The sequence below is a fragment of the Pseudonocardia endophytica genome (assembly GCF_004339565.1).
Lineage (GTDB): Bacteria > Actinomycetota > Actinomycetes > Mycobacteriales > Pseudonocardiaceae > Pseudonocardia > Pseudonocardia endophytica.
The window spans coordinates 1,197,478-1,223,846 of sequence record NZ_SMFZ01000001.1 but is presented as its reverse complement, the minus strand read 5'-3'; the positions used below and the strand labels follow the sequence as shown (position 1 = coordinate 1,223,846).

Genomic DNA, 26,369 nt, shown 5'->3' with positions numbered 1-26,369 from the left:
AACGAACGGCACCGTCGAGCAGTGACACTGCTCGACGGTGCCGTTCGTTCGTCCGGGGAGGTCAGCCCAGGGACTTGCGGATCTCGGCCAGCCTGTCGGCGGCCTTCTTGTCCCGCTCGGCCTGCTGGTCGGCCTGTTCCTGCGCGCGCTCGTCGCCGCCGGCCAGCTCGGTGGCGCCGAGCGCCGTCGCGTACCGGCCCTCGATCTTGTCCCGCACGTAGTCGAGGCTCGGGACGCCGTGTTCGTCGTAGTCCGGGGCCGGGGGCTCCGGCGTGGTGTCGCTCATGGGTCCGAGGCTAGCCGGATACTGGCCTCGTGAGCCGGGTTCGCGAGCTGGTCGTCGTCTTCGACGCCGCCTGCCCCCGGTGTTCGACGATCGCGCGTGAGCTCCCGGAGTGCGTCACTGTCCGCGTGCGGTCCCGTTCCTGCCGCGAACCGCGGCTCGCGGACATCTACCCGAACCTGCCCGCGACGGTGTCCGGCTGCGCGCGGCCGGCGATCGGCGTGGTCCGCGCGGACGGCTCGGTGCGCTGGTGGACGGGGCTGCGCGGGATCGTCGGGATCATGCCGGTCCTGCGGCCCGGGGCGCTGCCGCGGGCCGTGTCGTTGCTGCGCACGGCTCTGCGATCGCCCTGACCGATGAGTCGCCCGCCTCGCGGGAGTCGGCCCAGGGGTACGGACGACCGTGGGGAGGACGACGATGACGCACACCGTCGGAACACGTGACGAGTGGCAGGCCGCGCACCGCGAGCTGCTGGCGAGGGAGAAGGAGCTGACCCGGCGCAGCACCGAGCTGGCCGAGCAGCGCCGGGCCCTGCCCTGGGTGCCGGTCGAGAAGGAGTACCGCTTCGAGACCTCGGCCGGGAGGCGCACGCTCGCCGAGCTCTTCGACGGGCGCTCGCAGCTGATCGTGCGGCACTTCATGCACGGGCCGAACACGCCGGAGGGGTGCCCCGGGTGCACGTTCGAGACCGACAACCTGGTCGGGGCCGTCCCGCACCTCGCGCAACGCGACGTGACGTTCCTGCTGTCCTCGCGCTCGCCGCTGCCGGTCCTCGAGGCCTACAGGCGGCGGATGGGCTGGGACGTCGAGTGGGTCTCGTCCGGTGGATCCGACTTCGACGCGGACATGTTCGCGACCATGCACGTCCCGACGACGAACCGGGACTACGGGTCGGGCAGCGGCAGCATGCTCGACGTGATGGAGCTGATGGCGCTGAGCTGCTTCGCACTGGCCGACGGCGTCGTCCACCACACGTACTCGACCTACGACCGCGGCACGGAGGCGCTGAACGCCACCTGGCAGCTGCTCGACCGAGCGCCCGCCGGCCGCGGCGAGGACTTCTCCACCTGGCCCCGCAAGCGCGACGAGTACCCGTCTCGCGCCTGATCGACTCCCGCCGAGATGCGCACCATTGCTGCGCAGAGATCTCCGCACAGCAATGACACGCATCTCGGCGGGTGCCGCGCCGACGCCCGGGCGGGTGACCTAGCGTGGAGGCCGTGACGATCTCGGGATACGGCTCGTGGCCGACTCCGGTCACGTCCGAGCTGGTGGTGTCCGCCGGTGCGCGCCCGTCGGGGGTACGGCCGGACGGTGACGGCGTCGTCTGGGCGGAGAGCCGTCCCCAGGAGGGCGGCCGTACCCAGCTGGTGCGCCGGGTGGCCGGGGGAGAGCCGGTCGACCTGCTCGGCGACGACGTGAACGTGCGGACGGCCGTGCACGAGTACGGCGGCGGCGCGTGGTGGACGCACACCGCGCACGACGGCCCCGGGGCGGGCCCGCTCTGGTACGTCGAGTGGACCGACCAGCGCGTGCGGAGGCTCGATCCCGACAGCGGCCGGACGACCGTGCTGACGCCGGACCCGGCCGTCCCGCGCGGCGACCGCTACGCCGACGGCGACGTCTCCCCGGACGGCACGTGGATGGTCGCGATCCGTGAGCACCACCCGTCGGAGCACGCTCCGGCCACCGACGTCGTGAACGAGATCGTCCGCCTGGACGCCCGGGAGCCGTCCGAACCGGAGGTGCTGGTCACCGGGCCGGACTTCGTCGCGGCACCGCGGATCTCCCCGGACGGGAACGTACTGGCGTGGCTGTCCTGGGACCACCCGTCGATGCCGTGGGACGACGTCGTGCTCAACGTCCGCGCGCTGGACAGCGGCATGGAGGCGGTCGTCGCGGGCGGGCCGGGGGAGTCGGTCACCGAGCCGTGCTGGCAGGCCGACGGGTCGCTGACGTTCCTGTCCGACCGCACCGGCTGGTGGAACCTCTACCGCTGGCTGCCGGGCAGCGACATCGAGCCGCTGGTCCGGGTCGACGCCGAGATCGGCGTCCCCGGATGGGCGCTCGGCGGCTCCCGCTACGCACTGCTCGACGACGGCCGGGTCGTGTTCGCGCGCTCCCGCGACGGGTTCGACGCGCTGTGCGTGCGGGACACCGACGGCGCGCTGTCCGTGCTGGACCTGCCGTTCACGCTGATCGGCTCCGTGCGTGCGGTGGGCCCGGACGACGTGGTGTGCGTGGCGGGCAGCCCGCTGGCCGAGCCGGCCGTGCACCGGGTGACCGTCGATCTCGACGGCCCGCGGCTGACGACGCTCTGCCCGCCACGCGACCTCGGCCTCGACGAGGACGCGATCTCGGTGCCGGAGGCGATCGCGTTCCCGTCCGTCGACGGCGACGGGAACGCGCGCACCGGGCACGCGCTGTACTACCCGCCGTCGAGCGCGGGCGAGGCGCCGGAGGGGGAGCTCCCGCCACTGCTCGTCGTGATCCACGGTGGACCGACGGGTGCGGCGTCGCCCGTGTTCAGCACGGGCGTGCAGTACTGGACGAGCCGCGGGTTCGGCGTCGTCGACGTGAACTACGGCGGCTCCACCGGCTACGGCCGCGAGTACCGCGAGCAGCTCAAGGGCGCGTGGGGGATCGTCGACGTCGCGGACTGCCTGGCCGCCGCGCGGGCGCTCGCCGGCCAGGGACGCGTCGACCCGGAGCGCCTGGCGATCCGGGGCGGCAGCGCGGGCGGGTACACGACGCTCGCCGCGCTGGCCAGGGCCGACACCCCGTTCGCGGCCGGGGCGGACCACTTCGGCGTCGCCGACCTGGGCGCGCTCGCCGCGGACACGCACAAGTTCGAGTCCCGCTACCTGGACGGCCTCGTCGGCCCGTACCCGGAGGCCGCCGACGTCTACCGGGAGCGCTCGCCGATCACGCACGTCGACGCGTTCTCCACGCCGCTCATCGTCCTGCAGGGCGACGAGGACGCGATCGTCCCGCCGAACCAGTCGGAGATGATCGTGAACGCGCTGCGGGCGCAGAAGCTGCCGGTGGCCTACCTGCTCTTCGCCGGCGAGCAGCACGGCTTCCGCAAGGCGGAGAACATCCGCCGCGCCCTCGACGCGGAGCTCTCCTTCTACGCCCAGGTGTTCGGGTTCGAGCTGCCCGCCGACGAGGGCATCGAGCCGGTCGACGTGGAGAACCTCGGGTGAGGCTCAGGCGGCGCCGCCGGCGAAGCCGCTGAGCGCGACGTCCTGGCGCGGTGCCGCAGCGGCGGCACCGGCCTTCGGCGTGCGCGACAGCCGTCGTTCCAGCAGCTTCGCCAGCCCCGACAGCAGCAGGCACATCGCGATGTAGATGACCGCGATCACGAGCGCGACCTGCAGGATCGGCGCGCCCAGCTGCAGCTGGCTGCCCAGGAAGCGCGCCTGGTAGAGCAGCTCCGGGTACAGGATGATGAACCCGAGCGCGGTGTCCTTGAGCACCACGACGAGCTGGCTGAGCACGGTCGGCAGCATGGCCCGCAGTGCCTGCGGCAGCAGGACCGACGTCATCACCTGCGTCTTGCGCAGGCCCAGCGCGTAGGCGGCCTCGGACTGCCCGCGCGGGAGCGCCAGTACGCCGGCGCGGAACACCTCGGCCAGCACCGAGCCGTTGTAGAGCATCAGGCCGATCACGACGGCCCAGAACGCCGGCACGTCCAGCCCCAGGCTCCTGGACAGCCCGAAGTAGAGGATGAAGATCATCACGAGCAGCGGGACGGCGCGGAACAGCTCGACGACGAACGTCGACGGCCCGCGCACCCACCGGTGGTCGGACAGCCGCCCGGCCGCGAACACGGCGCCGAACGCGAGCGACAGCACGGCCGCCACGGCGAACGCGCTGACCGTGTTCAGCAGGGAGTCCAGCAGCAGGTACTGGATGTTGACGTAGGTGATCCACTCCCAGAGCCGGGCGTCGAACTGGCCGGTCGCGGCGAACTGGACGATCACGAACCCGACGATCCCGAGCACCACGAGCGTGCCGACGACCCCGATCAGGAGGTTGCGACGGCGGGCGGCGGGCCCCGGGACGTCGTAGAGAACCGACGCGGCGCTCACCGGGCAACGCTCCACCGCGCGTCGAGACGCCGCTGCAGGATCGTCAGCGGCACCACCAGGATCACGAAGAACAGCGCCACCCAGAGCAGGCCGGTCAGCACGTCGTAGCCCCGTTCGGAGAGGTTCGCGTAGATCCCGCCCGCCTCGAACACGGAGAACCCGGCGGCGATCGTCGTGTTCTTCAACAGCGCGATCTGGATGTTCGTCATCGGCGGCACGGTGGCGCGCACGGCCTGCGGCAGCACCACCGACGACAGCGTGCGGGTGAACGTCATGCCCAGCGCCCGGGAGGCCTCGGCCTGCCCGACCGGGACGGTGTTGATCCCGGACCGGATCACCTCGCACACGAACGCGGCCGTGTAGAGCGTCAGCCCGGTGCAGGCCAGCGCGAAGAACGACAGCTCCACCAGTTCGAGGCGCGGGTAGGCGAACGCCATGAAGAACAGCACCAGCGTGAGCGGGGTGTTCCGCAGGATGTTCACGTACAGCGTGCCGAACGCGCGCAGCGCGGGCACCGGGCTCACCCGCATCCCGGCGATCACGGTGCCGAGCACGAGCGAGCCGACCGCGGAGACGACGAACAGCATGATCGTCCCGAGGAACGCCCGGCCGTAGAGGTCGAGGTTGTCGAACAGGACGTCCATGCGTCGTCGCCTCCGCAGCCGTCGTGGTGTGACTCAGTACCGGTCGAGCGTCGGCGGCTGCGCGGCCGTGCCCGACTTGCCCAGCGTGCCGTCGTAGATCGTCTGCCAGGTGCCGTCGGTGAACGAGGCCTGCAGCACGTCGTTGATCTTGCCGCGCAGCGCCGTGTCGTCCTTCTTCAGGCCGACGCCGTACTTCTCGGTGTCCGGCGTCGGGAACGGCTCGCCGACGATCTTGAGCTGGTCCGGTGCCTGCGCCGCGTAGCCCTTGAGGATCGCCTCGTCCGTGGTGACGGCGTCGACCTGGCGGTTGCGCAGCTGGTCAACGCACTGGGTGTAGGTCTGGAACTCGACGATGTTGCCCGGCTCGGTCAGGCTCTGGTCGCGGACGCGCTGGATCGGCGTGGAGCCGGTCGCGGAGCAGACCTTCTTGCCCTTGAGCGTGTCCTTGCTCGTGATCGCCGACTCGTCGGAGCGCACGAGCAGGCTCTGACCGGTCACGTAATACGGCCCGGCGAACGAGATCTGCTGCTTGCGCTTGTCGGTGATCGAGTACGTGCCGACGTAGTAGTCCACGTCGCCGCGGGCGATCGCGCTCTCGCGCGCCGCGGAGGGGATCGTCTTGAACTCGATCTTGTCAGGGCCGAAGCCGAGCTGGCCGGCGATCTGGCGGGCCGTGTCGACGTCGAAGCCCGCGAACTGGCCGGTCGTCGCGTCCCGGAAGCCGAGGTTCGGCTGGTCGTCCTTGACGCCGACGACGACGCGGCCGCGCTGCTGCGCCGCCGCGAACGTGGGTGAGCCCGCCACCTGGACGTTCTCGGCCACCTGGGGTTGGAACGACGAAGCCTCGCCGCTCGGGGAGCCCTCGCGGCCGCAGCCGGCGAGAACCAGGGAACCGACCAGCAGGCCGGCCGCCAACGCACGCAATCTCATGATCGTCTCCGGGGGATCAGTGGGTGAGGATCTTGCCCAGGAAGTCCCGGGCGCGGTCGCTGGTCGGCGACGTGAAGAACGCCTCCGGTGTGGAGTCCTCGACGATCTCGCCGTCGCTCATGAACACCACGCGGTGCGCGGCACGTCGCGCGAAGCCCATCTCGTGCGTGACCACGAGCATGGTCATGCCGTCCTTGGCGAGGCCGGACATCGTGTCCAGCACCTCCTGGACCATCTCCGGGTCCAATGCGGACGTCGGCTCGTCGAACAGCATCACCTTGGGGCGCATGGCCAGCGCACGTGCGATGGCGGCACGCTGCTGCTGTCCGCCGGAGAGCTGCGACGGGTACTTGTCGCGCTGGTTCGCGATGCCGACGCGCTCCAGCAGCGCCATGGCCTCCTTCTCGGCGTCCGCGCGTCCGGCCCGTCGCACCTTCTGCGGCGCGAGCGTCACGTTCTCGAGGATCGTCTTGTGCCCGAACAGGTTGAAGGCCTGGAAGACCATCCCGACGTCGGCCCGGAGGGCGGCCAGGTCCCTGCCCTCCGCGGGCAGCGCGACGCCGTCGACCTCGATCGTGCCGGAGTCGACCGGCTCCAGGCGGTTGATCGTGCGGCACAGCGTCGACTTGCCGGACCCCGACGGGCCGAGCACGACGACGACCTGGCCGCGGGCCACCTCGAGGTCGATGTCGCGCAGCACGTGGAGATCACCGAAGTGCTTGTCCACGCCCGCCATGCGGATCATGGGAGGCTCGGTGGCCATCGGTACCTCCGGTAGGACGGGACGGAAGCTCGGATCGTGGTGCGAAACGGACAAGCGAGTCCATCACCTTGAGCAAGCCTTAGGGTTGCGCTCGGATTACAGGTGGAGGAGGGGAGGCGCGGCGTGCACATCCTGCTGGTCGAGGACGACGACCGGATCTGCGCGGCGCTGCGTCCCGCGCTGCACCGGCACGGCATGAGCACCACACGCCTGGACCGTGGCCGCGACGTCCTGGACCACCTCGAGGGCGCCGACGTCGTGCTCCTCGACCTCGGGCTCCCGGACCGCGACGGGATGGACGTCTGCCGGGACATCCGCGAGGTCAGCGAGGTCCCGGTGCTCGTGGTGACCGCCCGCGGCGAGATCGACGACCGGATCCTGGGCCTGCACTCCGGCGCCGACGACTACCTGGTCAAGCCGTACGACGTCGGCGAGCTCGTCGCGCGCATCCACGCCGTGCACCGGCGGCGCCGGGTGCCCGCGTCCGAGGGGGCCTCCGGGGACGGCGTCGTCGAGGTCCGCGACGTGCACGTCGATCTGGACCGCCACCAGGTGACCGTCGACGGCGAGCAGGTCGCGTTGACGCGCAAGGAGTTCCAGGTGCTCGCGATGCTGGCGCGGGCCGACGGCGCGGTCTGCACCCGCAACCAGATCGTCGCCGAGGTGTGGGGCAGGACCTGGCCCGGCGCGAACCGGACGCTGGACGTGCACGTCGCGACGCTGCGCACGAAGCTCGGCCGCCCGGAGCTGGTGCAGACCGTGCGCGGCGTGGGCTACCGCTTCGCCGACGCGGGCGAATAGCCATGCGCAGCCGGCTGCTGGTGATCGTGCTGGTGCTGGTCGGGCTGCTGGCGCTGGGCCTGGCCGTGCCGCTGGCGCTGACCGACGCGCGCGGCACCCAGGACGAGGTGTTCGCCGACCGGCTCACGGACACGATCTCGTTCGCCGCGGGCGCCCAGCGTCCGCTGATCGAGTCCGGTGGGGACACCGGCGGCACGCGCGCGTTCACCGCCGAGGTCGAGCGCTACGACCAGGTGTACGGCGTCGCGGTGCTGGTCTTCGACCGCTCCCAACGTCCGGTGGTCACCAGCCGCCCGCAGCCGCCGGTGCTGACCACCGACGAGCTGCAACGGGTGCAGCTCGCGCTGGCGGGCAGGCGCTCGGCGCAGTACCCGCTGCTGCTGCCGTGGGACGACGCGCCGATGGTGCTGGCCGAGCCGGTGCTCGTCGACGGCGAGGTGGTCGGCGCCGCGGTGACGGTCTCGCCGACCGACGCGCTGGGCGCCGCCGAGCTGCGGACGTGGGCGCTGCTCGCCGGACTGGTCCTCGCGGCGCTGCTGCTGGGCGTGCTCGTCGCGCTCCCGCTGGTGCGCTGGATCCTCGGACCGGTGCGCCGCCTGGACGAGGGCACCGGCCGGGTGGAGGCGTCCGTGCGGGCCGGCGGGAAGCCGGACCCGGTGGCGCGCAACGCCGGTCCGCCGGAGCTCCGACAGCTGTCGGTGTCCTTCGACCGGATGGCCGCGTCGGTCACGCAGGCGATGTCCGCCCAGCGCGCGTTCGTCGCGGACGCCAGCCACCAGCTGCGCAACCCGCTGACCGCACTGCGCCTGCGCCTGTCCAATCTGTCCGAGCACGTCGACCACGACGGCGCCGACGACCACGCCGCGGCGCTCGAGGAGGCCGAGCGGCTCTCGTCGGTGCTCGACGGGCTGCTCGCGCTGGCCCGCGCCGAGGGCGCCCCGGACGGCGACGCGGGGGATGCGGTGTCCGACGTGGACGCGTGCGTGGACGACCGGCTGGAGGCCTGGCGGCCGCTGGCCGAGCACGGCGGCGTCGAGCTGGTGCGCTCCGGGCCGCGCGGCCTGCGGGCCCGGATCGCCGGCGGCGGGATCGAGGCCGTCCTCGACGCCGTGCTGGACAACGCGCTCAAGTACACACCGGACGGCGGCCGGATCGAGGTCCGGACACTGCGGCGCGGCGACCGGGTCGGCGTCGAGGTGACCGACGGCGGCCCCGGCATGAGCGACGAGCAGCTCGCCCGCGCCACCGACCGGTTCTGGCGCGCCCCGGGGCAGAGCAACGTGGAGGGAAGCGGTCTGGGCCTGGCCATCGCGGAGCGCACGGTGCAGCTCGCGGGCGGCGAGTTCCGCCTGGCCAGCCCGGCCGGGACCGGGCTGTGCGTGACGGCGCTGCTGGGGACGGCACCGGTCGCGGCGTCGGTTCAGCCGGAGTAGCCCTTCGTGGCGCGGTAGAACGCCTGCGCGCCGGGGTGCAGCGGGATCGGTTGGGTCCCGATCGCCGAGCGCGAGTCGATCGTCACGGCGGCCGGGTTGGCCGCCGACAGGCGGGGCTGCTCGTCGAACACGGTGCGCACCAGCATCTGCGCCACGTCGTCGGGCATCGCGGCGGTCGCGACCAGCACGTTGCGCACGGACAGCGTGCTCACCGGCGCCGGGAGCCGGTACGTCGCGGCGGGCACCGTGCTGATCGTGTAGACGTCCGAGTTGGCCCGGACGCGGGACAGCACGTCGCTGAGGTCGATCAGCCGGATCGGGTGCACCCCGGCCAGCTCGACGATGCCGTCGGTGGGAACGCCGCCGGACCAGAAGAACGCGTCGAGGTCGCCGACGGCCAGTGCCGACGGCGCCTCGTCGAGACCGAGCTCGATGATCTTCCCGAGGCCCTGCACGCCGATCCCGGCCGCGTCGAACAGGCGGCGGGCGATCGTGTTGTAGCCGCTGCCCGCCGGGCCGATCGACACCCGTGCCCCGCGCAGGTCGGCGAGCCGGCGGTACGGCGCGTCCTGGGACACGACGACGTGCGTGACGTCGTCGTACAGTCGGGCGAGTGCCCGGGGTGCGACCGGGGCGTCCGGTGAGAGCGTCGCGAGGTAGTCCGCCGTGGAGTCCACCTGGCTGATCGCGAGCTGGGCCCGACCGGAGCGCAGCAGCGCCATGTTCGCGACCGAGCCCGCCGTGGACAGCACCTCCGGTCGGACGGTGAGGTCGAGCCGCTCGGTCCACGCGTCGGCCAGCACCTCCGCCATCCGGATGTAGACCCCCGGCCGGGTGCCGCTGCCGATCGTGAGCCTCGGGTCGGGACCGCTGCGCCCGCAGCCGGCGACAGGGGACGTCGCGGCCAGGAGGCCGGTGCCCGCGGCCGCGCGCAGCACGGTGCGCCGCCCCACCCGCACCCGTCGCGCCCGCACTCCGGGCATTCTTCACCCGGCCCGGGCGGTGCGGCACGCCCGGGCCGTGACGCCTACCCTCGGGGCGTGAGCCGCACCTACGCCGTGCGCACCTACGGGTGCCAGATGAACGTGCACGACTCGGAGCGGATGGCCGGACTCCTGGAACAGGCCGGGTACGACCGTGCCGCCGATCCGGACGCCGCCGACGTCGTCGTGTTCAACACGTGCGCCGTGCGCGAGAACGCGGACAACAAGCTCTACGGCAACCTCGGGCACCTCCGCCCGGCCAAGCAGGCGAACCCGGACATGCAGATCGCCGTCGGCGGCTGCCTCGCGCAGAAGGACCGCGACACCATCGTGAAGCGGGCGCCGTGGGTGGACGTCGTGTTCGGTACGCACAACGTGCACGCGCTGCCGACGCTGCTCGACAGGGCCCGGCACAACGCCCGCGCCGAGGTGGAGATCGCCGAGTCGCTCGAGGTGTTCCCGTCGACGTTGCCGGCGCGGCGCGAGTCCGCCTACGCGGGCTGGGTGTCGATCTCGGTGGGCTGCAACAACACCTGCACGTTCTGCATCGTCCCGTCGCTGCGCGGCGCCGAGCGCGACCGTCGTCCCGGCGACGTGCTCGCCGAGGTCCAGGCGCTCGTCGCGGACGGCGTGCTGGAGGTGACGCTGCTCGGGCAGAACGTGAACGCCTACGGCGTCGACTTCGGCGACCGTCAGGCGTTCTCCAAGCTGCTCCGGGCGTGTGGCGGCATCGACGGCCTGGAGCGCGTCCGGTTCACCTCGCCGCACCCGCGCGACTTCACCTCGGACGTGATCGCCGCGATGGCCGAGACGCCGAACGTGTGCCCGCAGCTGCACATGCCGCTGCAGTCCGGTTCCGACGACGTGCTGCGCCGGATGCGCCGCTCCTACCGCTCGGCGCGGTTCCTGGGCATCCTCTCCGACGTCCGCGCGTCGATCCCGGACGCCGCGATCTCCACCGACATCATCGTCGGGTTCCCGGGCGAGACCGACGCCGACTTCGAGGCGACGCTGGACGTGGTGCGTGAGGCACGGTTCGCGCAGGCGTTCACGTTCCAGTACTCGCCCCGCCCCGGCACCCCGGCCGCCTCGTTGGACGGGCAACTGCCGAAGCACGTCGTCCAGGAGCGCTACGAGCGGCTCGTCGCGCTGCAGGAGGAGATCTCCTGGGCGGGCAACCGGGCGCAGGAAGGCCGCGAGCTCGAGGTGCTCGTGTCCACCGGCGAGGGCCGCAAGGACGGTGCGACGCGGCGGCTGTCCGGCCGCGCGCGCGACGGGCGGCTCGTGCACTTCGCCCCGGGCTCCGACGGTGTCCGCCCGGGCGACGTGGTGACGGTGCGCATCGACTACGGCGCCCCGCACCACCTGCTCGCCGCCGACGGGGTGCTGTCCCACCGCCGCACCCGGGCGGGCGACGCGCACGAGATCGGGCTGCGTCCCGGCGGCGCGCCCACCGCGCTCGGTCTGCCGTCGATCGGTGCGCCGCCGGCGTCCGAACCGGTCGTGTCCGCCTGCTCCACCCCGGAGGTCGTCCGATGAACGCCGACGAGCGGTCGCCCGTTCCCGAGGAGCTGCGGGCCCTCGACGAGGAGATCGCGGGCCTGCCCAAGCTGGTCGAGCGACGCTTCGACCCCGGCGTGCGCGCCGTCGTCGTCGCCGTCGGTGTGATGGTGCTGGTGGCAGCCGTGCTGCTGCCGTGGGTCGCGGGCGCGCCCGGCTGGCAGATCGCGGGCGGCGAGGCGGGCTACGGCCCGCTGCCGCGGTTGTTCACGTTCACGCTGCTCGGGTTCGGCGTGGCCGGCTCCGTGCTCGCCCTGACGACCCGCTGGTGGCCGCTGGCGTGGCTGTGCGCGGTCGGCTGCGGGATCTCGACGGTCAACGGGCTGTGGGCGATCTGGTCGCGCCAGATCGGCTCCGACACCGGCCTGCCCGGCCCGGAGGCCGGGATGGTCCTCGGCGTGGTCGGCGTGCTGCTGCTGACGTTCACCTGGGCGGGGATCGCGCTGCGGGGCTGAGCGTCACCGCGGGGCCGCCCTACCGCTGGTCGACGGCCTGCTCGGCGGTCTCCGACCACTCGCGCCACTGGGCGGCCTGCGCGCGTGCCTTCTCGGCGCGGCGGGCGTCCCCGGCCGCCTCCGCCTTGGCGGCCTGCTCCTCGAACTGCGTGACCTTGGCGCGGAACTGCTCGACGCGTGCCTGCGCCTCCGGGTCGGTGCGTCGCCACTGCGCCTGGGCGGCGTTGGCGACCTGGGTCTCCACCGTGCGCAGACGCCCCTCCAGCGCGCGGACGTCGTCGCGCGGGACCTTGCCGATCTCCTCCCAGCGGGCCTGGATGCCGCGCAGCGCGGCACGGGCGCCGTCCGGGTCGGACAGGTCGATCTTCTCGGCCTCGGCCAGCAGGTTCCGCTTGGCCTCGCCGTTCGCGGCGAACTCGGCGTCCCGCTCGGCGAACACGGCGTTGCGGCGGGCGAAGAACGCGTCCTGCGCGCCGCGGAAGCGGGCCCACAGCGCGTCGTCGGCGTCCCGGTGCGCGCGCCCGGCGGCCTTCCACTCCGTCATCAGGTCGCGGTAGCGCTGCGCGGTCGCCGACCACTCGTCGGACTCCGTCAGCGACTCCGCCTCCACGACCAGCTCCTCCTTGCGCGACTTCGCCGTCAGACGCTGGCGGTCCAGGTCCGCGAAGTGCGACCCGCGGCGGCGGTTGAACGCCTCCCTGGCGCGGGAGAAGCGCTTCCAGAGCGCCTCGTCGGTCTTGCGGTCGACGCCCTTGATCGCGCGCCACTCGTCGAGGATCTGCTTGTAGCGGTCCCCGGCCTGCTTCCACTGGGTGGAGTCCTCGGCCATCTTCTCGGCTTCGACGGCGAGGGCCTCCTTGCGCGCGACGGCGTCGGCCCGCTGCCGGTCCCGGTCGGCCCGCGCCGCCGCCACCCCGGCCTCCGCCTGGCCCATCAGGTCGTCGAGCCGCGCCCGCAGGGCGGGCACGTCGCCCACGACGTGCGCCTCGTCCAGGCCGTCGCGCAGCGTCTTCGCGCTGGACAGCGCGGCCTTCGTGTCGCCGCCCGCCTCGATCCGGGACGCGACGACCTCGGCCTCGGTCACCAGGTCGTCGAACCGGCGGGCGAAGTGCTCCAGGCCCTCTGCGGGCGTACCCGCCTGGAACGAGCCGATCACCCGCTCGCCCTCGGAGGTGACCAGGTGGATCGTGCCGTCGTCGTCGGCGCGGCCCCAGCGCGTGGGGTCGGCGGAGGCCGACGGGACCGGCGACGAGACGGCCGGCACGGACGCGACCGAGGTCGCGGTCGGCGCGGGCGCGGGCGGCGGGCCGGGCACCGGGCGGTTCGGGGGAGGGCCGGGTACGGGACCCCGGGGGCCGGGGACCGGGCGGGGCGGGGCCGCTGCGGCTCCCTGGTCGTCCTGCGCGGTCCGGTTCGGGTCTGTCTCGGCCACCGAGTCCTCCTCGTCCGGCCCGTGGCGACCTCGCCACGGGCGCTCCGCCGAGAGGCGGAGCCGTGCACACGTCGATCGGCCGTCAGGTTGCCGTCGGACCGTCGGATCGGCGATTCAAGCAGTTCCAGGGCCTGCGCGGAACCGCTGGCGGCGTACCGGGGAGGTTCCGCGCCGCGGGCGGCGGGCGACGGGCGGTGAGCCGTCCCCCGATCGGGTGGTCGCCCGCCCCGGCCGCTGGCGACCGCTCGTCGCCTACGCTCGGCGACCGTGCTCGCCGCGATCGCCGTCCTGCCCCAGCCGCCGCTGCTCGTCCCGGAGCTGGCCGCCGGTGCCGCGGTGGAGACGGAGGCCCTGCGCGCGGCCTGCCTCGCCGCCGTCGGCGCGGTCGCGGACGCCGCGCGCGACTGGGTCGTGGTCGGCGCCGACCCGGGTGGCCGACGCACGGTCGACCCGGGCACCCGCGGGTCGTTCGCCGGGTACGGCCGGGACGTGCCGGTCGCGCTGGCCGGGACGGGCACCGCCGACGAGGGCCCCGGCCTGCCGCTGCCGCTGCTGGTCGCCGCGTGGGCGGCCGGCGAGCGGGCCGACCGGATGCGCGGCGAGCTCGTCGCGCCGGACAGCGGGACCGACGAGTGTCTGGCGCTCGGCGCCGAGCTGGCCGGATCGGACGACGCCGGGCTGCTCGTCGTCGGCGACGGGTCGGCCCGGCACACGCCGACCGCTCCCGGAGGCTTCGACGAGCGCGCCGAGGCGTTCGACGCCGTCGTCGCCGCCGCACTGGACGAGCCGGACCCGGACGCGCTCGCCGGGCTGGACCCGCACCTGGCTGCCGAGCTGGGTGCGGTCGGGCGCGCGCCGTGGCAGGTGCTCGCCGGGGCCGCGCTGGCGGGCGGGGAGTGGGGACCGGCGGTGCGGCACACGTCGGTCCCGTACGGCGTGGCGTACCACGTCGCCGCCTGGACGCGCCGGGCGTGAACGCTCCGCCGCTGGTCGCCGTCGTCGGTCCGACCGCGACCGGCAAGTCCGACCTCGGCCTCGAGCTCGCCATGCACCTGGGCGGCGAGGTGGTCAACGCGGACGCGATGCAGCTCTACCGCGGCCTCGACGTCGGTACCGCGAAGCTGCCGCCCGGCGAGCGCCGCGGGGTGCCGCACCACCAGATCGACGTCCTCGACGTCACCGAGACGGCGTCGGTGGCCGCCTACCAGCGGCACGCGCGCGCCGACATCGAGGCGCTGCGGGCCGCCGGGCGCACCCCGGTGCTGGTCGGTGGTTCCGGTCTGTACGTGCAGGCCGTGCTCGACCCGCTGGAGTTCCCCGGCACCGACCCGGAACTGCGCGCGTCACTGGAGGCCGAGCTGGCCGCCGACGGGCCGCATGCCCTGCACCGACGGCTCGCCGGACAGGACCCGGCCGCGGCGGCCGAGGTGCTGCCGTCGAACGGCCGGCGGATCGTGCGGGCGCTGGAGGTGATCGCGCTGACCGGTGGCCCGTTCCGCGCGACGCTGCCGCGGGCGACCGAACCGCTCTACGACGCCGTGCTGCTCGGCGTGGACCGGGACGTCGCGTCGCTGGACGACCGGGTCGCGGTCCGGGTCGACCGGATGCTCTCCTCCGGCCTGCTCGCGGAGACGCGGGCGCTGCTGCCGCTCGGACTGCGCGACGGCCGGACGGCGTCGCGCGCGCTCGGCTACCGCCAGGTCCTCGACGCGCTGGACGCGGCCGATCCGCCGGACCTGGCGTGGGTCCGGGAGGAGACGGTGCGCGCGACCCGGAAGTTCGTCCGCCGCCAGAGGTCGTGGTTCCGGCGGGACAAGCGCATCCACTGGCTCGACGGCGCCGACCCGTCCCTTCTCGACCGGGCACTGGCCCACGTCACCGCGTGCTCCCGCCCGGGCTGAAAACGGTGCCGACAGCGTGACCGTGATCGTGGGACGATGGACACACGATGACTGATGCCCTCACGCCGACCGCGCCGTCCAGCGGAGACCTCGAGCTCGAAGAACGCTCCTCACTGCGCCGGGTCGCCGGACTGTCCACCGAGCTCACCGACGTCACCGAGGTCGAGTACCGGCAGCTGCGCCTGGAGCGCGTCGTGCTCGTCGGGGTCTGGACCGAGGGCACGTCCCAGCAGGCGGAGGCCTCGCTCGCGGAGCTCGCACGGCTGGCCGAGACGGCCGGCTCCGAGGTGATGGACGGGCTCGTGCAGCGCCGCACCTCACCGGATCCGGCGACGTTCATCGGCGCCGGAAAGGTCGACGAGCTCGGCTCGGCCGTGCAGGCCACGGGCGCGGACACCGTGATCTGCGACGGCGAGCTCTCGCCCGGCCAGCTCCGCCAGCTCGAGGAGAAACTCAAGGTCAAGGTCATCGACCGGACGGCGCTGATCCTCGACATCTTCGCCCAGCACGCCCGCTCGCGGGACGGCAAGGCGCAGGTCGAGCTCGCCCAGCTGTCCTACCTGCTGCCGCGGCTGCGTGGTTGGGGTGAGGCGCTGTCCCGGCAGGTCGGTGGTCGCGCCGCGGGCGGTGTCGGTATCGGTGGCCGTGGCCCCGGTGAGACGAAGATCGAGCTGGACCGGCGCCGGATCCGCGCGCGGATGTCCAAGCTCCGCCGCGAGATCGGTGCGATGCGCCGCGTGCGGGACACCCAGCGGAGCGGTCGGCGGCGCAACGCCGTCCCGTCCGTCGCGATCGTCGGGTACACGAACGCCGGCAAGTCGTCGCTGCTCAACGTGTTGACGGACGCCGGAGTGCTGGTCGAGGACGCGCTGTTCGCCACGCTGGACCCGACGACCCGCAAGGCCGAGACACCGGACGGCCGGGCGTACACGCTCACCGACACGGTCGGGTTCGTCCGGCACCTGCCGCACCAGCTGGTCGAGGCGTTCCGCTCCACACTGGAGGAGGCCGCGCAGGCCGATCTGCTGGTGCACGTCGTGGACGCGTCCGATCCGCTGCCGGACGACCAGATCGCCGCGGTGCGGCAGGTGCTCGTCGAGATCGGCGAGGAGCAGGAGGGGCGGATGCCGCCGGAGCTGCTCGTCGTCAACAAGACCGACGCCGCCGGTGACCTGCAGCTGGCCCGCCTGCGACACGCCCAGCTCGGCGCTGTGTTCGTCTCCGCCCGCCGTGGCGACGGCGTGGCCAAGCTGCGCGAGCGGATCGCGGAGCTGTTGCCACGGCCGGAGTACGAGGTCGAGCTGCTGCTGCCGTACACGGAGGGCGGGCTCGTCGCCCGGGTCCACTCCGAGGGCGAGGTCCTGGCCGAGGACCACACGCCGGACGGCACGTGGCTGCGGGCAAGGGTCGGTCCGGAGCTGGGCACCGCGGTGCTGTCGTTCGCGTGCTCGTCCGTTGCTGCGGGGTCGTCCGGCTCGGGGTCGTCCGGCTCGGGGTCGTCCGAATCGGGGCCGTCGGGGTCCGGCGCGCCGCCCGCCGCCGACGGCACCGGGCGCTGACCGCCCTACGCCTGCTCGTCCCGCTCCTCGTGCTGGTCGCGGGGCTGGTCGCCTCCTCCGCGATGGCCGTGCCCTCCGTGATGGCTGCGCCCTCCGCCATGGCCGCGACGGGGGTGACCTGCGCCGTCCCCGACCAGCGGCTCACCGAGCTGTCCGGGCTCGTCGCGGACGGGGCGCGGTGGTGGGCGATCGCGGACGGCGGCCGGGTCTCCCGGGCGATCTCGCTCGACCCCGGCGGATGTGCGACGACGGGCGAGCGCTCGGCGCCGATCGACCCGGTGGACGTCGAGGACGTCGGGATCGGTCCGGACGGTGCGCTCTGGCTCGCCGACATCGGTGACAACACCGGCGAGCGGGACACGGTGGCGGCGATCGTGCTGCCGTCCGCGGGGCCGGCCCGGTTGCACCGGTTCGCCTATCCGGACGGGCCGCACGACGCCGAGGCGCTCGTCGTCGCGGACGACGGCGTGCCGCTGATCGTCACGAAGACGGTCGGGGCGGCGGGGATCTACCGTCCGGACGGAGCGCCGGGTGCCGGGACCACGCCCCTGCGACGGGTCGGGCAGATCGTGCTGCCGGAGTCCACGACGCCGGGTGGCCCGCTGGGATCCGCCGGGTCGCGGACGATCACCGGGGCCGGACTGTCCCCGGCCGGTGCAGCCGGGCCGGGCCGTGTCGTCGCGGTGCGGACCTACACCGACGCCTGGCTGTTCCGTCTCCCGTCGGGCGCCACCGCATCCGGGCTGGTGGAAGCTCTGGCCGGCCCGCCGGTGCAGGTCGCGCTGCCGGACGAGGCGCAGGGCGAGGCCGTCGCACTCACCGCGGACGGGACGCTGGTGTCGGGAGGCGAGGCCCGGGGCGGGCGACCGGCGACGATCCGGACGGTCCCCGGCGCCGTCGGCGAGGCCGTCGCACCGGACGCACCCGTGGCCGCCCAGCCCGACGCCCCACCGGGACCGTCGACGCCCGCGGCGTTGCCCGCGATCATCGGCGCCGGCACGGTCGCGGTCCTGCTCTGCGGACTGGCCGTGGCGATGACGCTGCACGCCCGGCGCAGGCGGTGAGCATCCGCCGCCGTGCGCACCGGGCGGCGCAGCGCACACCGCACCCCGTCAGACCCGGCGCAGCACCGCGACGACCCGGCCGAGGATCGTCGCGTCGTCCCCCGGGATCGGCTGGTAGGCCTCGTTCTCCGGCATCAGCCAGATGTGCCCGTCCTTGCGCTTGAACGTCTTGACCGTGGCCTCGCCGTCCAGCATCGCGGCGACCATCTCGCCCTGCTCGGCCACCGGCTGCTGCCGGACGACGACCCAGTCCCCGTCGGTGATCGCGGCGTTCAGCATCGAGTCACCCTTGACGTTGAGCAGGAACAGCGTGCCCTCGCCGACGATCTCGCGGGGGAGCGGGAACACGCTCTGCACGGCCTGCTCGGCCAGGATCGGACCACCCGCGGCGATGTCACCGATCAACGGCACGAACGCCGGGGCGGGCCGCTCCGCGCGGACGGCCTCCGTGCTCTCGCCGCCGCCCTCGTCCTCCGCCTCCGGGCCGCGGACGTCCACCGCACGGGTCCGGTTCGGGTCCCTCCGCAGGAACCCCTTGCGCTCCAGGGCCCGCAGCTGGTGGTGCACCGACGAGGTCGACGTCAGCCCGACCGCGTCCCCGATCTCCCGCACGCTCGGCGGGTAGCCGAACCGCTCCACCCAGTCCCGGATGACCTCGAGCACCTTGCGCTGCCGGGGTGTGAGGCCGCGCGTGTCCGCCGCGGGATCGGGGAAGTCACGCACCTGCCCCGCTCCGTCGGTGGCCGCGCCCCTGCCCGACTCGTCCGCGCCGTCAGCATCAGACGCCGTCATCGCGTTTCGCCTCCTCGTGTTCGTCGGCACGAACGGTAGCGCCCACCACCGACACCGCCAAACACGTGTTCGAACGACACGCCGGTGTGTCGTGGATTCTTGTCGGTGGTGGGTGGTACAACGTCGCACGAGCGTTCGATCGAACATCAGTGCGATCGTGGGTCCGGGTGGCCGGATCCGGAGAGGCAGGGACCATGATCACCATGGAGCGGGCCGGGGCCCGGCACGTCGAGGTCCCGTCGCGGAAGGACCTGTCCGTGCGGCGTGTCCCGCAACGGCGTCCGGTCACGCGGGACCGCCGGGGGCCGGCTCGCCCGGCCTCGGTGCGCGTCCGGGGTGGGGCGATGTGCCCGTCTCCGGTCGTCCCGCCGCAGCCGGCTGAGCACGTGGCCGGTCTCCTTCGGCGGGTCACCGCCGGCGTCGGTCTGGTCGTCGCCTCGGCGGCCGCCGTGTTCGGCCTGGGGCTGCTGGCCGACGTCGCGAGCGCCTCGTCGGCCCCGGCCGGTGCTCCGGTCTCGTCCGTCGCGCACCCGTAGTCCGGCGGCCGGGGCGCCGGGGCGGGTCACGCGCGGCGACCCCGCACCACCCCGGAGCCGGACCGCGGTGGCCGCGTCATGGAACGCGTCGCGCCCTCACGGTCGTGAGGGGCAGCTGCTGTCGACCACATTCGAACCGGCAAACGCCCCGTGCCTGGCGCGCGTGGATGCGCGCACTCGACGGGATGCCGGCGGCGCGCTCGCTCCTCGCCGGCCGTCGGTCGAGATCGCACGCATAGCTGTTCGCGAACCGTCGTCGGCGCCGGTGGTGCGATCTCGACCGGAGAACACCGTCCTCCTCGCGCAGCGCGTAGTGGGGGTACGCGGCGTCGTCCGCGGCACGTGCCCCGCATCGTGACGGCGGGCTGTGATCCGTGACGGCGGGCTGTGACCCGCGCTGTGACCCGCGCTGTGACCCGCGCTGTGACCCGCGCTGTGACCCGCGCTGCGACCGGCGTGGCGGTCGCGCCTCCGCATGATCGGCGCGACCGGTCGGATCGCGCCACCGGTGGCGCTCTCGCGCCACTCCCGCCGATCATGGTCGGTGGCGCGCCGCGTGCCGGCTGGTGATCAGCAGGAACGGTGATGTCGCGCCACGAGTGACAGTCCCGCCGCTGTCCTCGCCGACCGTGGCCGACGACCGGCGCCACCCGCCCCCGATGGACGGGAGCTCCTCTCGTGCCGGATGGCCGGCCGAGAGCAGCTCCCGCGGGGAGCAGGCGGGGCAGCGCCGCGACGTGTCGGGCCGCAGGCGGGGGAGCGCCGCGACGTGTCGGGCGGCAGGTGTTACCCGCTCGTCGACCGAATGGACTCGCTCGACGCGGTCCTGCCCACGGCGGCCAACTCCCGTGCGGGTGTCGACGTCCAGGGAGGTACCCGGTGCGAGGCCGCCGTTCTTGTCGGGGGTCGGTGCTACACCTCTCGCACGCACGTTCGACCCGGTCCGGGCAGGTCGGGTCCACGAGGGCGGAGGGACCGATGAGAGCAGCAGGTTCGGTGAGAAGTGGTCTGGCGGCACGGGTCCGGTCGTCGCGCTCGGGGGCGCGGGGCCCCGGGCGAGGGGACGCGCCGGTCGCGTCCGCGTCGCGGGCGGTTCCGGCGCGGACCGTGCGCGCCTGTGCGGGCGATGCGCGGCCGTCGAGGCCCGTTGCGCGGCCGGTGAGGCCCGTCGCGCGGGCGGTCGACGGATCGTCCGCCGACACCGAGCGCAGCGGCGGTGCGCCCGCCGACGGCGGGTGGGGGACGGCCGGGCGCGTGACGGGAGGCTGGTCCGCCGTGGCTCACGGAGCCGGCGTGTCCCGGCCGGGGCGGGCCCCGGTGACGCGGCGGCGTGCGTGTCTCGGTACGCCGGGTCTCCGTACGCGCGCCCGTCGGCGGGCGCAGCCGACGCGCGCCGAGCGCGCTCTGGTCGGGGTGGCGGTCACGCTGTGCTCGGCGACCGTCGTCGTGGTGCTGGGCCTCGTCGCCGATCTCTCGGCCGACGCGCACAGCGCGCCGCCGGCGGTGTCGACGTCGATCTCGCGTTGACGCGCGGCTCGTCGGCGGAGCCGCCCGTCGGCGGTGAGGCATCGCCGATGCTGCCTTCCGTCGCACGGCCCGTCGCGTGACCCGTCGCGTGACCCGTCGCGTGACCCGTCGCGTGACCCGTCGCGCGGCCCGTCGCATGACCCGTCGCGTGACCCGTCGACGGCGTGGGCGGTGGGGTCCGCTGACGGGCGGCGCGGCTCGTCGACGGTGCGGCTGGCCGACCGTGCGGCCCGTCGACGGTGGGGCGGTGCTGCCCGCTGACGCCGGACCGCAGGTCTCGGCGCGACGGCGCGCCCGCCCGGCGCGTGTCCCCGGCGTGTCCCCGACGGCGGAGCCCTGGCCCGTGTCGTGGTGGCACGGCGATCGGTTGACCAGGTACGCGAGCAGGGCGGACGTCGACCGTCTCGGCGCCGGGCACCGCGGGAGCGTCGGTAGCCCTGTGCGACGCTCCGAGCACGATCGGCTGAAGTGAGGCGCGACGCGCGTCAGTTGCTGGCGTACCCCTACATATTGGGGTTACATTGATGTCGTTCTCCCAGAAGTTGGGGGCCGGGAACGGGAGGAAGTGTCATGCGCTGCCCGTTCTGTCGGCACCCGGATTCGCGGGTGATCGACTCCCGGACCGCCGACGACGGCACCGCAACGCGTCGTCGCCGGTCCTGTGCCTCGTGCGCGAAGCGGTTCACCACGGTCGAGGAGGCCGTGCTCGCCGTCGTCAAGCGCAGCGGGGTGACCGAACCGTTCAGCCGGCAGAAGGTCGTCGGCGGGGTTCGGAGGGCGTGCCAGGGTCGTCCGGTCGACGAGGACGACCTGCAGCAGCTCGCCCACAAGGTCGAGGAGAACGTCCGGGCGGGCGGTGTGGCCGAGGTGCCCAGCCACGAGGTGGGGCTGGCCATTCTCGGACCGCTGCGCGAGCTCGACGAAGTCGCGTACCTGCGCTTCGCGAGCGTGTACCGGTCGTTCTCGTCGATCGACGATTTCGAGAAGGAGATCGCCGACCTGCGGTCGAGGGTTGCCGGGGAAGCAACCGTCGACCAGGTCGGCGCGCCGCCGGCGCAGGCCGGCGACGCATGACCGCCGCCCGTCGCGCGTACTCGCGACGGGAGACGGAGATCCGCGCGGCCCCAGCGCGCGGATCCACGGACGCGGATGCGGAGGGACGCACGATATGACCGAGACCGTCGGGGGTCCGACGACTGAGCAGGAGGCCGGCAAGCCGGCCGACACGACCGGGAAGTCCGGCCGCCGCACGGGGAAGGCGGCGGCCGGCAGGACCCCGGCCGGTCTCGTGGTGCAGCGCGTATTCACCACGGCGGGGACTCACCCCTACGACGAGGTGGAGTGGGAGCGCCGCGACGTCGTCATGACGAACTGGCGCGACGGCTCGATCAACTTCGAGCAGCGCGGCGTGGAGTTCCCGGCGCACTGGTCGGTGAACGCCACGAACATCGTCACCAGCAAGTACTTCCGCGGCGCCGTCGGTACCGCCGAGCGCGAGTCGAGCCTGCGCCAGCTGATCGACCGGGTCGTCGGTGCCTACCACCGCGCCGGTGTCGACGGCGGGTACTTCGCCTCCGACGCGGACGCCGAGGTGTTCGCCCACGAGCTGACCTGGATGCTGCTGCACCAGGTGTTCAGCTTCAACTCGCCGGTCTGGTTCAACGTCGGCACCACGAGCCCCCAGCAGGTCAGCGCCTGCTTCATCCTCTCGGTCGACGACACCATGGAGTCGATCCTGAACTGGTACCGCGAGGAGGGACTGATCTTCAAGGGCGGTTCCGGCGCGGGCCTGAACCTGTCCCGCATCCGGTCGTCGAAGGAGCTGCTGCACTCCGGAGGCACCGCGTCCGGCCCGGTGTCGTTCATGCGCGGTGCCGACGCGAGCGCCGGGACGATCAAGTCCGGTGGCGCGACCCGCCGGGCGGCGAAGATGGTCGTCCTGGACGTCGACCACCCGGACATCGAGGAGTTCGTCGAGACCAAGGCCAAGGAGGAGGCCAAGGTCCGCGTGCTGCGCGACGCCGGGTTCGACATGGACCTCGGTGGTGCCGACATCACGTCGGTGCAATACCAGAACGCGAACAACTCCGTCCGGGTCTCCGACGAGTTCATGCGCGCGGTCGAGGAGAACGGCGACTTCGGTCTGCGCTCCCGCACGACCGGCGAGGTGATCGACACCGTCGACGCGCGGAAGCTCTTCCACGGCATCGCCGACGCGGCGTGGAACTGCGCCGACCCCGGCGTCCAGTACGACAGCACGATCAACGACTGGCACACCTGCCCCGAGTCGGGCCGGATCACCGCGTCGAACCCGTGCTCGGAGTACATGCACCTGGACAACTCCAGCTGCAACCTGGCGTCGCTGAACCTCATGAAGTTCCTCGACGAGAACGACCGGTTCGACGCCGAGACGTTCGCGAAGTCCGTCGAGCTGATCATCACGGCGATGGACATCTCGATCCAGTTCGCGGACTTCCCGACCGAGCCGATCGCCGAGACCACCCGCGCCTACCGGCAGCTGGGCATCGGCTACGCCAACCTGGGCGCGCTGCTGATGGCGACCGGGCACGCGTACGACTCCGAGGGCGGCCGGGCGCTGGCCGGGTCCATCACGTCGCTGATGACCGGCGCCGCCTACAAGCGCTCCGCGGAGCTCGCCGGCATCGTCGGCCCGTACGAGGGCTACGCCCGCAACGCGGAGGCGCACCAGCGGGTGATCCGCAAGCACGCCTCGGAGAACGACCGGATCCGCACGTACCCGGCGAGCAGCCCGATCCAGAAGCTCGCGACGATCACCTGGAAGCAGTGCCAGGACATCGGCGAGACGAACGGCTGGCGCAACGCACAGGCCTCGGTGCTGGCCCCGACCGGCACGATCGGCCTGATGATGGACTGCGACACGACCGGCATCGAGCCGGACCTGGCGCTGGTCAAGTTCAAGAAGCTGGTCGGCGGCGGCTCGATGCAGATCGTCAACCAGACCGTCCGCCGCGCGCTGGACAACCTCGGCTACCAGCCCGAGCAGGCCGAGGCGATCGTCGAGTACGTCGCCGAGCACGGCCACGTCGTCGACGCTCCCGGGATGAAGCCCGAGCACTACGAGGTGTTCGACTGCGCGATGGGGGACCGGACGATCGCCCCGATGGGGCACGTCCGGATGATGGCCGCGGCGCAGCCGTTCCTGTCCGGCGCGATCTCCAAGACGGTGAACATGCCCGAGCGGGCGACCGTCGAGGACGTCGAGCGGATCTACCTCGAGGGCTGGCGGCTCGGCCTGAAGGCGCTCGCGATCTACCGCGACAACTGCAAGGTCGGCCAGCCGCTGTCCGCCGGCAAGGGCGACAAGAAGGCCGCGGAGGTCGAGGCGGCGCCGAAGGTCATCGTCGAGCAGCGGCCGGTCCGCAAGCGGCTGCCGAAGAAGCGGCCGAGCGAGACGGTGTCGTTCACGGTCGGCGGCGCCGAGGGCTACCTGACCGCCGGCAGCTACCCGGACGACGGTCTCGGCGAGATCTTCGTCAAGCTCGGCAAGCAGGGCTCGACGCTGGCCGGCGTGATGGACGCGTTCTCCATGTCCATCTCGGTGGGTCTGCAGTACGGCATCCCGCTGGAGTTCTACGTCTCGAAGTTCTCCAACCTGCGCTTCGAGCCGGCCGGCATGACCGACGACCCGGACGTCCGGATCGCCACCAGCGTGCTGGACTACCTGTTCCGCAGGCTCGCGCTGGACCACCTGCCGTACGAGAAGCGGGTCCAGCTGGGCATCTTCTCGGCCGACGAGCGGACCGCCCAGGTCTCCGAGTCCTACGGCACCGACGGTGACGTGGACATGGACGAGATCCGGTCCTCCGTCCCGGCGGTCACGGCCAAGCAGGACGAGCCGGCCGGGGTGGACCCGGCCCCCGCCGAGGTGGGTAGCTCGACGGAGCTGCTGGAGCTGCGTCTGGGCAAGGCCGCCGACGCACCGCTGTGCATGACCTGCGGGACGAAGATGCGTCCGGCCGGCTCCTGCTACCTCTGTGAGGGCTGCGGCTCCACCAGCGGCTGCAGCTGAGTCCGACCCCGCGGGGCGGCGCCGCGAGCCCGGATCGCTCGAGCGGTGCTCGCGTGCCGACCGGCGAAGTCGACAGAGCGGGGCAACCACCCCAGAATGCCGCCCATGGGGGACGGCGCGTCGGTGACCGACGATCAGGCCGCGGCGGGCGAGGACGAGGTTCTCGCCCGCCGCGTCCGGCGGGGCCCGGTGTTCGTGCTGTCCCAGGTCGTCGACCTCGCACTGGTCGCGATCGTGGTCGCGGTGATGTTCGATCCGCGGTTCTACGTCGCGGCCACCGCTGCCGTGGCGACCTTGCAGTGGACAGTGCTCTGGGTGTTGCTCGGGATGATCCACCTGATCGTCCGGATCACGCGGGCGCGCCGGGCCCGGCTCGGCGACCCGATGTGGCCCTACCGGCTCAACGGTCGCGTCACCGGCTACCTCGTCCAGCTCGCGACCGTCGTGATGATCGTCTCGTCGGCGCTGGCGATCGCCCTGCGCCCGGCGCTGCTGGATCTGGCGCGGAGCCTTCCGGACGCGGTCCTCCGGTCGCAGCTGACGAACGCCGCGAACCTCTCCGCGATCGTGGCGCTGCCGGTCGTGTTCGTGGCGTGGGCGATGCTGCACGCCGGCTACGCGGAGCGCTACGCCCGGATCTGGCTGCGTTCGCGCGGTGACCCTCCGATCGTGTTCCCCGGAACGACCGCGCCGACCCTGCTGGACTTCGTGTACTTCTCGTTCACCGTCGGCGTGGCCGTGTCCACGTCGGACTGCGTGATCCGGTCGGATCACGTCCGGGGCGTCGTCACGCGGCACGCCGTGCTGTCGTTCGTCTACAGCAGCGTGATCCTGGGCATCGTGATCGGGCTCGTGACGTGACCGGCTCCGTCGTGGAACCCGGTCCGGCCACGGTGCGCCGAGGGGTGGGCTTCTGGCTCAGCCGGACGGTCGACGCCCTGCTCGTCGCGGCGGCCGTGCTGCCCTTCGTCGATGTCCGGATGTACCGGGATCCGTTCGTGCTGGTGGTGTACGGCGCGGTGTGGCTCGGGCTCGGGGCGGTCTACATCATCGTCCGGCTGGTCCGGTTGCGACCGTCCCGCCGTGACGCGCCAGGGTGGGAACGGCTGCTGGCCGGCCGCCGGACCGGCCGCCTCGTCACCGTGGCGACGGCCGCCGAGGTACTGGGCGCGGGCAGCGTGCTGGCGGGCCGACCGCTCGTCGGGCTCGCGTACGGACCGGAGTTCGAGCGGGCCGTGGTCGGCCTGTCCGTCGCGACCGTCGTCGTGGCCTGGTCGGTGCTGCACCTGAGCTACGCGGAGCGCTACGCCCGCATCTGGCGGCAGGAGGCCGAGCGGACCGGCAGCGAACCGATCACGTTCCCGGGTACGTCCACGCCCCGGCTGCGCGACTTCGCCTACTTCTCGTTCACGATCGGGCTGGCGTTCGCCACCTCGGACGCCGAGATCCGCTCGTCGTTGGTGCGGGCGACCGTGCTGTGGCATGCGGTGCTGTCCTTCGTGTACAACACCGCGATCGCGGGACTGGTCGTCGCCCTCATCGTCCGGTGAGCCGGGTGCCC

24 protein-coding genes are annotated in these 26,369 nt (G+C 73.2%); 16 read left to right on the top strand and 8 right to left on the bottom strand.

Annotated features, from left to right (window positions below; translation table 11 throughout):
• Window positions 1-61: 61 nt before the first annotated feature.
• The gene (locus EV378_RS05360) at window positions 62-286 is read right to left on the bottom strand and encodes a hypothetical protein (RefSeq protein WP_132421594.1); all 225 of its coding nucleotides are present in this window, start codon (window positions 284-286) and stop codon (window positions 62-64) included.
• A 29-nt stretch (window positions 287-315) separates the two neighbouring features.
• Here EV378_RS05360 and EV378_RS05355 point away from each other — a divergent pair, with 29 nt between their 5' ends.
• The 3 genes from EV378_RS05355 (at window position 316) to EV378_RS05345 (ending at window position 3,489) form a co-directional block, all read left to right on the top strand.
• The gene (locus EV378_RS05355) at window positions 316-636 is read left to right on the top strand and encodes a hypothetical protein (protein WP_132421593.1); all 321 of its coding nucleotides are present in this window, start codon (window positions 316-318) and stop codon (window positions 634-636) included.
• Between the two features lie 64 nt (window positions 637-700).
• On the top strand, window positions 701-1,390 hold the full coding sequence (locus EV378_RS05350; protein WP_132421592.1) for a DUF899 domain-containing protein: 690 nt from the start codon (window positions 701-703) through the stop codon (window positions 1,388-1,390).
• Between the two features lie 113 nt (window positions 1,391-1,503).
• Window positions 1,504-3,489 carry an alpha/beta hydrolase family protein gene (locus EV378_RS05345; protein WP_243653295.1) on the top strand — a complete coding sequence of 662 codons (1,986 nt, stop codon included), beginning with the start codon at window positions 1,504-1,506 and terminating at the stop codon, window positions 3,487-3,489.
• Window positions 3,490-3,492: 3 nt separating this feature from the next.
• On the opposite strand, the gene EV378_RS05340 is transcribed toward EV378_RS05345, so the two are convergent.
• Genes EV378_RS05340 through EV378_RS05325 form a run of 4 tightly spaced genes read right to left on the bottom strand, consistent with a single transcriptional unit; the run spans window position 3,493 to window position 6,696 of the window.
• Window positions 3,493-4,377 carry an amino acid ABC transporter permease gene (locus tag EV378_RS05340; protein ID WP_243653294.1) on the bottom strand — a complete coding sequence of 295 codons (885 nt, stop codon included), beginning with the start codon at window positions 4,375-4,377 and terminating at the stop codon, window positions 3,493-3,495.
• Window positions 4,374-5,021 (bottom strand): amino acid ABC transporter permease, encoded by a 648-nt coding sequence (locus tag EV378_RS05335; protein ID WP_132421590.1) that lies wholly within the window; start codon window positions 5,019-5,021, stop codon window positions 4,374-4,376. Before EV378_RS05335 ends, EV378_RS05340 begins: the two co-directional genes overlap by 4 nt.
• 33 nt (window positions 5,022-5,054) lie before the next feature.
• Window positions 5,055-5,951, bottom strand: a complete 897-nt coding sequence (locus EV378_RS05330) for a glutamate ABC transporter substrate-binding protein (RefSeq protein WP_132421589.1) — start codon at window positions 5,949-5,951, stop codon at window positions 5,055-5,057.
• A gap of 16 nt (window positions 5,952-5,967) precedes the next feature.
• Window positions 5,968-6,696, bottom strand: a complete 729-nt coding sequence (locus tag EV378_RS05325; RefSeq protein ID WP_207908728.1) for an amino acid ABC transporter ATP-binding protein — start codon at window positions 6,694-6,696, stop codon at window positions 5,968-5,970.
• A 141-nt stretch (window positions 6,697-6,837) separates the two neighbouring features.
• Here EV378_RS05325 and EV378_RS05320 point away from each other — a divergent pair, with 141 nt between their 5' ends.
• On the top strand, window positions 6,838-7,515 hold the full coding sequence (locus EV378_RS05320) for a response regulator transcription factor (RefSeq protein ID WP_132421587.1): 678 nt from the start codon (window positions 6,838-6,840) through the stop codon (window positions 7,513-7,515).
• A gap of 2 nt (window positions 7,516-7,517) precedes the next feature.
• Window positions 7,518-8,948: a sensor histidine kinase gene (locus tag EV378_RS05315; RefSeq protein WP_132421586.1), complete on the top strand. Its 1,431-nt coding sequence runs from the start codon at window positions 7,518-7,520 to the stop codon at window positions 8,946-8,948.
• Here the strand turns inward: EV378_RS05315 and EV378_RS05310 are convergent.
• A complete protein-coding gene (locus EV378_RS05310; RefSeq protein ID WP_132421585.1) occupies window positions 8,936-9,931 on the bottom strand; it encodes a TAXI family TRAP transporter solute-binding subunit in 996 nt (331 codons plus the stop codon). The two genes, EV378_RS05315 and EV378_RS05310, sit on opposite strands and share 13 nt — an antisense overlap.
• Before the next feature lie 57 nt (window positions 9,932-9,988).
• Between EV378_RS05310 and miaB the strand changes: the two genes are divergently transcribed.
• Together miaB and EV378_RS05300 are read left to right on the top strand one after the other, a co-directional pair.
• Window positions 9,989-11,470 (top strand): tRNA (N6-isopentenyl adenosine(37)-C2)-methylthiotransferase MiaB, encoded by a 1,482-nt coding sequence (gene miaB / locus EV378_RS05305; protein WP_132421584.1) that lies wholly within the window; start codon window positions 9,989-9,991, stop codon window positions 11,468-11,470.
• Entirely contained in the window at window positions 11,467-11,946 is a 480-nt protein-coding gene (locus EV378_RS05300; protein WP_132421583.1) for an Rv2732c family membrane protein, read from the top strand. The genes miaB and EV378_RS05300 overlap by 4 nt, the downstream gene beginning before the upstream one ends.
• A 19-nt stretch (window positions 11,947-11,965) precedes the next feature.
• Here EV378_RS05300 and EV378_RS05295 read toward each other — a convergent pair whose 3' ends face one another.
• Window positions 11,966-13,261: a DUF349 domain-containing protein gene (locus EV378_RS05295; RefSeq protein ID WP_132421582.1), complete on the bottom strand. Its 1,296-nt coding sequence runs from the start codon at window positions 13,259-13,261 to the stop codon at window positions 11,966-11,968.
• Window positions 13,262-13,645: 384 nt separating this feature from the next.
• Between EV378_RS05295 and EV378_RS05285 the strand changes: the two genes are divergently transcribed.
• The 4 genes from EV378_RS05285 to EV378_RS05270 are packed head-to-tail and all read left to right on the top strand — an operon-like array spanning window position 13,646 to window position 17,902.
• Entirely contained in the window at window positions 13,646-14,353 is a 708-nt protein-coding gene (locus EV378_RS05285) for a class III extradiol ring-cleavage dioxygenase family protein (RefSeq protein WP_132421581.1), read from the top strand.
• A complete protein-coding gene (miaA, locus tag EV378_RS05280; RefSeq protein ID WP_132421580.1) occupies window positions 14,350-15,279 on the top strand; it encodes a tRNA (adenosine(37)-N6)-dimethylallyltransferase MiaA in 930 nt (309 codons plus the stop codon). Before EV378_RS05285 ends, miaA begins: the two co-directional genes overlap by 4 nt.
• Window positions 15,280-15,326: 47 nt before the next feature.
• On the top strand, window positions 15,327-16,838 hold the full coding sequence (gene hflX, locus EV378_RS05275) for a GTPase HflX (protein ID WP_132421579.1): 1,512 nt from the start codon (window positions 15,327-15,329) through the stop codon (window positions 16,836-16,838).
• Complete coding sequence (locus EV378_RS05270; RefSeq protein ID WP_132421578.1) at window positions 16,724-17,902, top strand: hypothetical protein; 1,179 nt, start codon at window positions 16,724-16,726, stop codon at window positions 17,900-17,902. Before hflX ends, EV378_RS05270 begins: the two co-directional genes overlap by 115 nt.
• 48 nt (window positions 17,903-17,950) lie before the next feature.
• Here the strand turns inward: EV378_RS05270 and lexA are convergent, their stop codons facing one another.
• On the bottom strand, window positions 17,951-18,694 hold the full coding sequence (gene lexA / locus EV378_RS05265; protein WP_132421577.1) for a transcriptional repressor LexA: 744 nt from the start codon (window positions 18,692-18,694) through the stop codon (window positions 17,951-17,953).
• A gap of 386 nt (window positions 18,695-19,080) precedes the next feature.
• On the opposite strand from lexA, the gene EV378_RS35230 reads away from it, so the two are divergent.
• From EV378_RS35230 to EV378_RS05245, 5 genes are all read left to right on the top strand, one after another.
• Window positions 19,081-19,230 (top strand): hypothetical protein, encoded by a 150-nt coding sequence (locus EV378_RS35230; protein ID WP_165922150.1) that lies wholly within the window; start codon window positions 19,081-19,083, stop codon window positions 19,228-19,230.
• A gap of 2,097 nt (window positions 19,231-21,327) precedes the next feature.
• A complete protein-coding gene (nrdR, locus tag EV378_RS05260) occupies window positions 21,328-21,831 on the top strand; it encodes a transcriptional regulator NrdR (RefSeq protein WP_132421576.1) in 504 nt (167 codons plus the stop codon).
• A 94-nt stretch (window positions 21,832-21,925) separates the two neighbouring features.
• Window positions 21,926-24,808 (top strand): vitamin B12-dependent ribonucleotide reductase, encoded by a 2,883-nt coding sequence (locus tag EV378_RS05255; protein WP_132421575.1) that lies wholly within the window; start codon window positions 21,926-21,928, stop codon window positions 24,806-24,808.
• Between the two features lie 105 nt (window positions 24,809-24,913).
• Window positions 24,914-25,669, top strand: coding sequence for a DUF1345 domain-containing protein (locus tag EV378_RS05250; protein WP_165922149.1), 756 nt, complete (start codon window positions 24,914-24,916; stop codon window positions 25,667-25,669).
• A complete protein-coding gene (locus EV378_RS05245; protein ID WP_132421573.1) occupies window positions 25,666-26,358 on the top strand; it encodes a DUF1345 domain-containing protein in 693 nt (230 codons plus the stop codon). The genes EV378_RS05250 and EV378_RS05245 overlap by 4 nt, the downstream gene beginning before the upstream one ends.
• Window positions 26,359-26,369: the final 11 nt, after the last annotated feature.

Excerpts from the sequence above, each read along its gene's own strand:
- EV378_RS05360 (WP_132421594.1), bottom strand. The coding sequence starts at position 286 with ATGAGCGACACCACGCCGGAGCCCCCGGCCCCGGACTACGACGAACAC.
- EV378_RS05350 (WP_132421592.1), top strand. The coding sequence starts at position 701 with ATGACGCACACCGTCGGAACACGTGACGAGTGGCAGGCCGCGCACCGC.
- EV378_RS05335 (WP_132421590.1), bottom strand. The coding sequence starts at position 5,021 with ATGGACGTCCTGTTCGACAACCTCGACCTCTACGGCCGGGCGTTCCTC.
- EV378_RS05330 (WP_132421589.1), bottom strand. The coding sequence starts at position 5,951 with ATGAGATTGCGTGCGTTGGCGGCCGGCCTGCTGGTCGGTTCCCTGGTT.
- EV378_RS05325 (WP_207908728.1), bottom strand. The coding sequence starts at position 6,696 with ATGATCCGCATGGCGGGCGTGGACAAGCACTTCGGTGATCTCCACGTG.
- EV378_RS05315 (WP_132421586.1), top strand. The coding sequence starts at position 7,518 with ATGCGCAGCCGGCTGCTGGTGATCGTGCTGGTGCTGGTCGGGCTGCTG.
- EV378_RS05310 (WP_132421585.1), bottom strand. The coding sequence starts at position 9,931 with ATGCCCGGAGTGCGGGCGCGACGGGTGCGGGTGGGGCGGCGCACCGTG.
- EV378_RS05300 (WP_132421583.1), top strand. The coding sequence starts at position 11,467 with ATGAACGCCGACGAGCGGTCGCCCGTTCCCGAGGAGCTGCGGGCCCTC.
- hflX (WP_132421579.1), top strand. The coding sequence starts at position 15,327 with ATGACTGATGCCCTCACGCCGACCGCGCCGTCCAGCGGAGACCTCGAG.
- lexA (WP_132421577.1), bottom strand. The coding sequence starts at position 18,694 with ATGACGGCGTCTGATGCTGACGGCGCGGACGAGTCGGGCAGGGGCGCG.
- nrdR (WP_132421576.1), top strand. The coding sequence starts at position 21,328 with ATGCGCTGCCCGTTCTGTCGGCACCCGGATTCGCGGGTGATCGACTCC.
- EV378_RS05255 (WP_132421575.1), top strand. The coding sequence starts at position 21,926 with ATGACCGAGACCGTCGGGGGTCCGACGACTGAGCAGGAGGCCGGCAAG.
- EV378_RS05250 (WP_165922149.1), top strand. The coding sequence starts at position 24,914 with ATGGGGGACGGCGCGTCGGTGACCGACGATCAGGCCGCGGCGGGCGAG.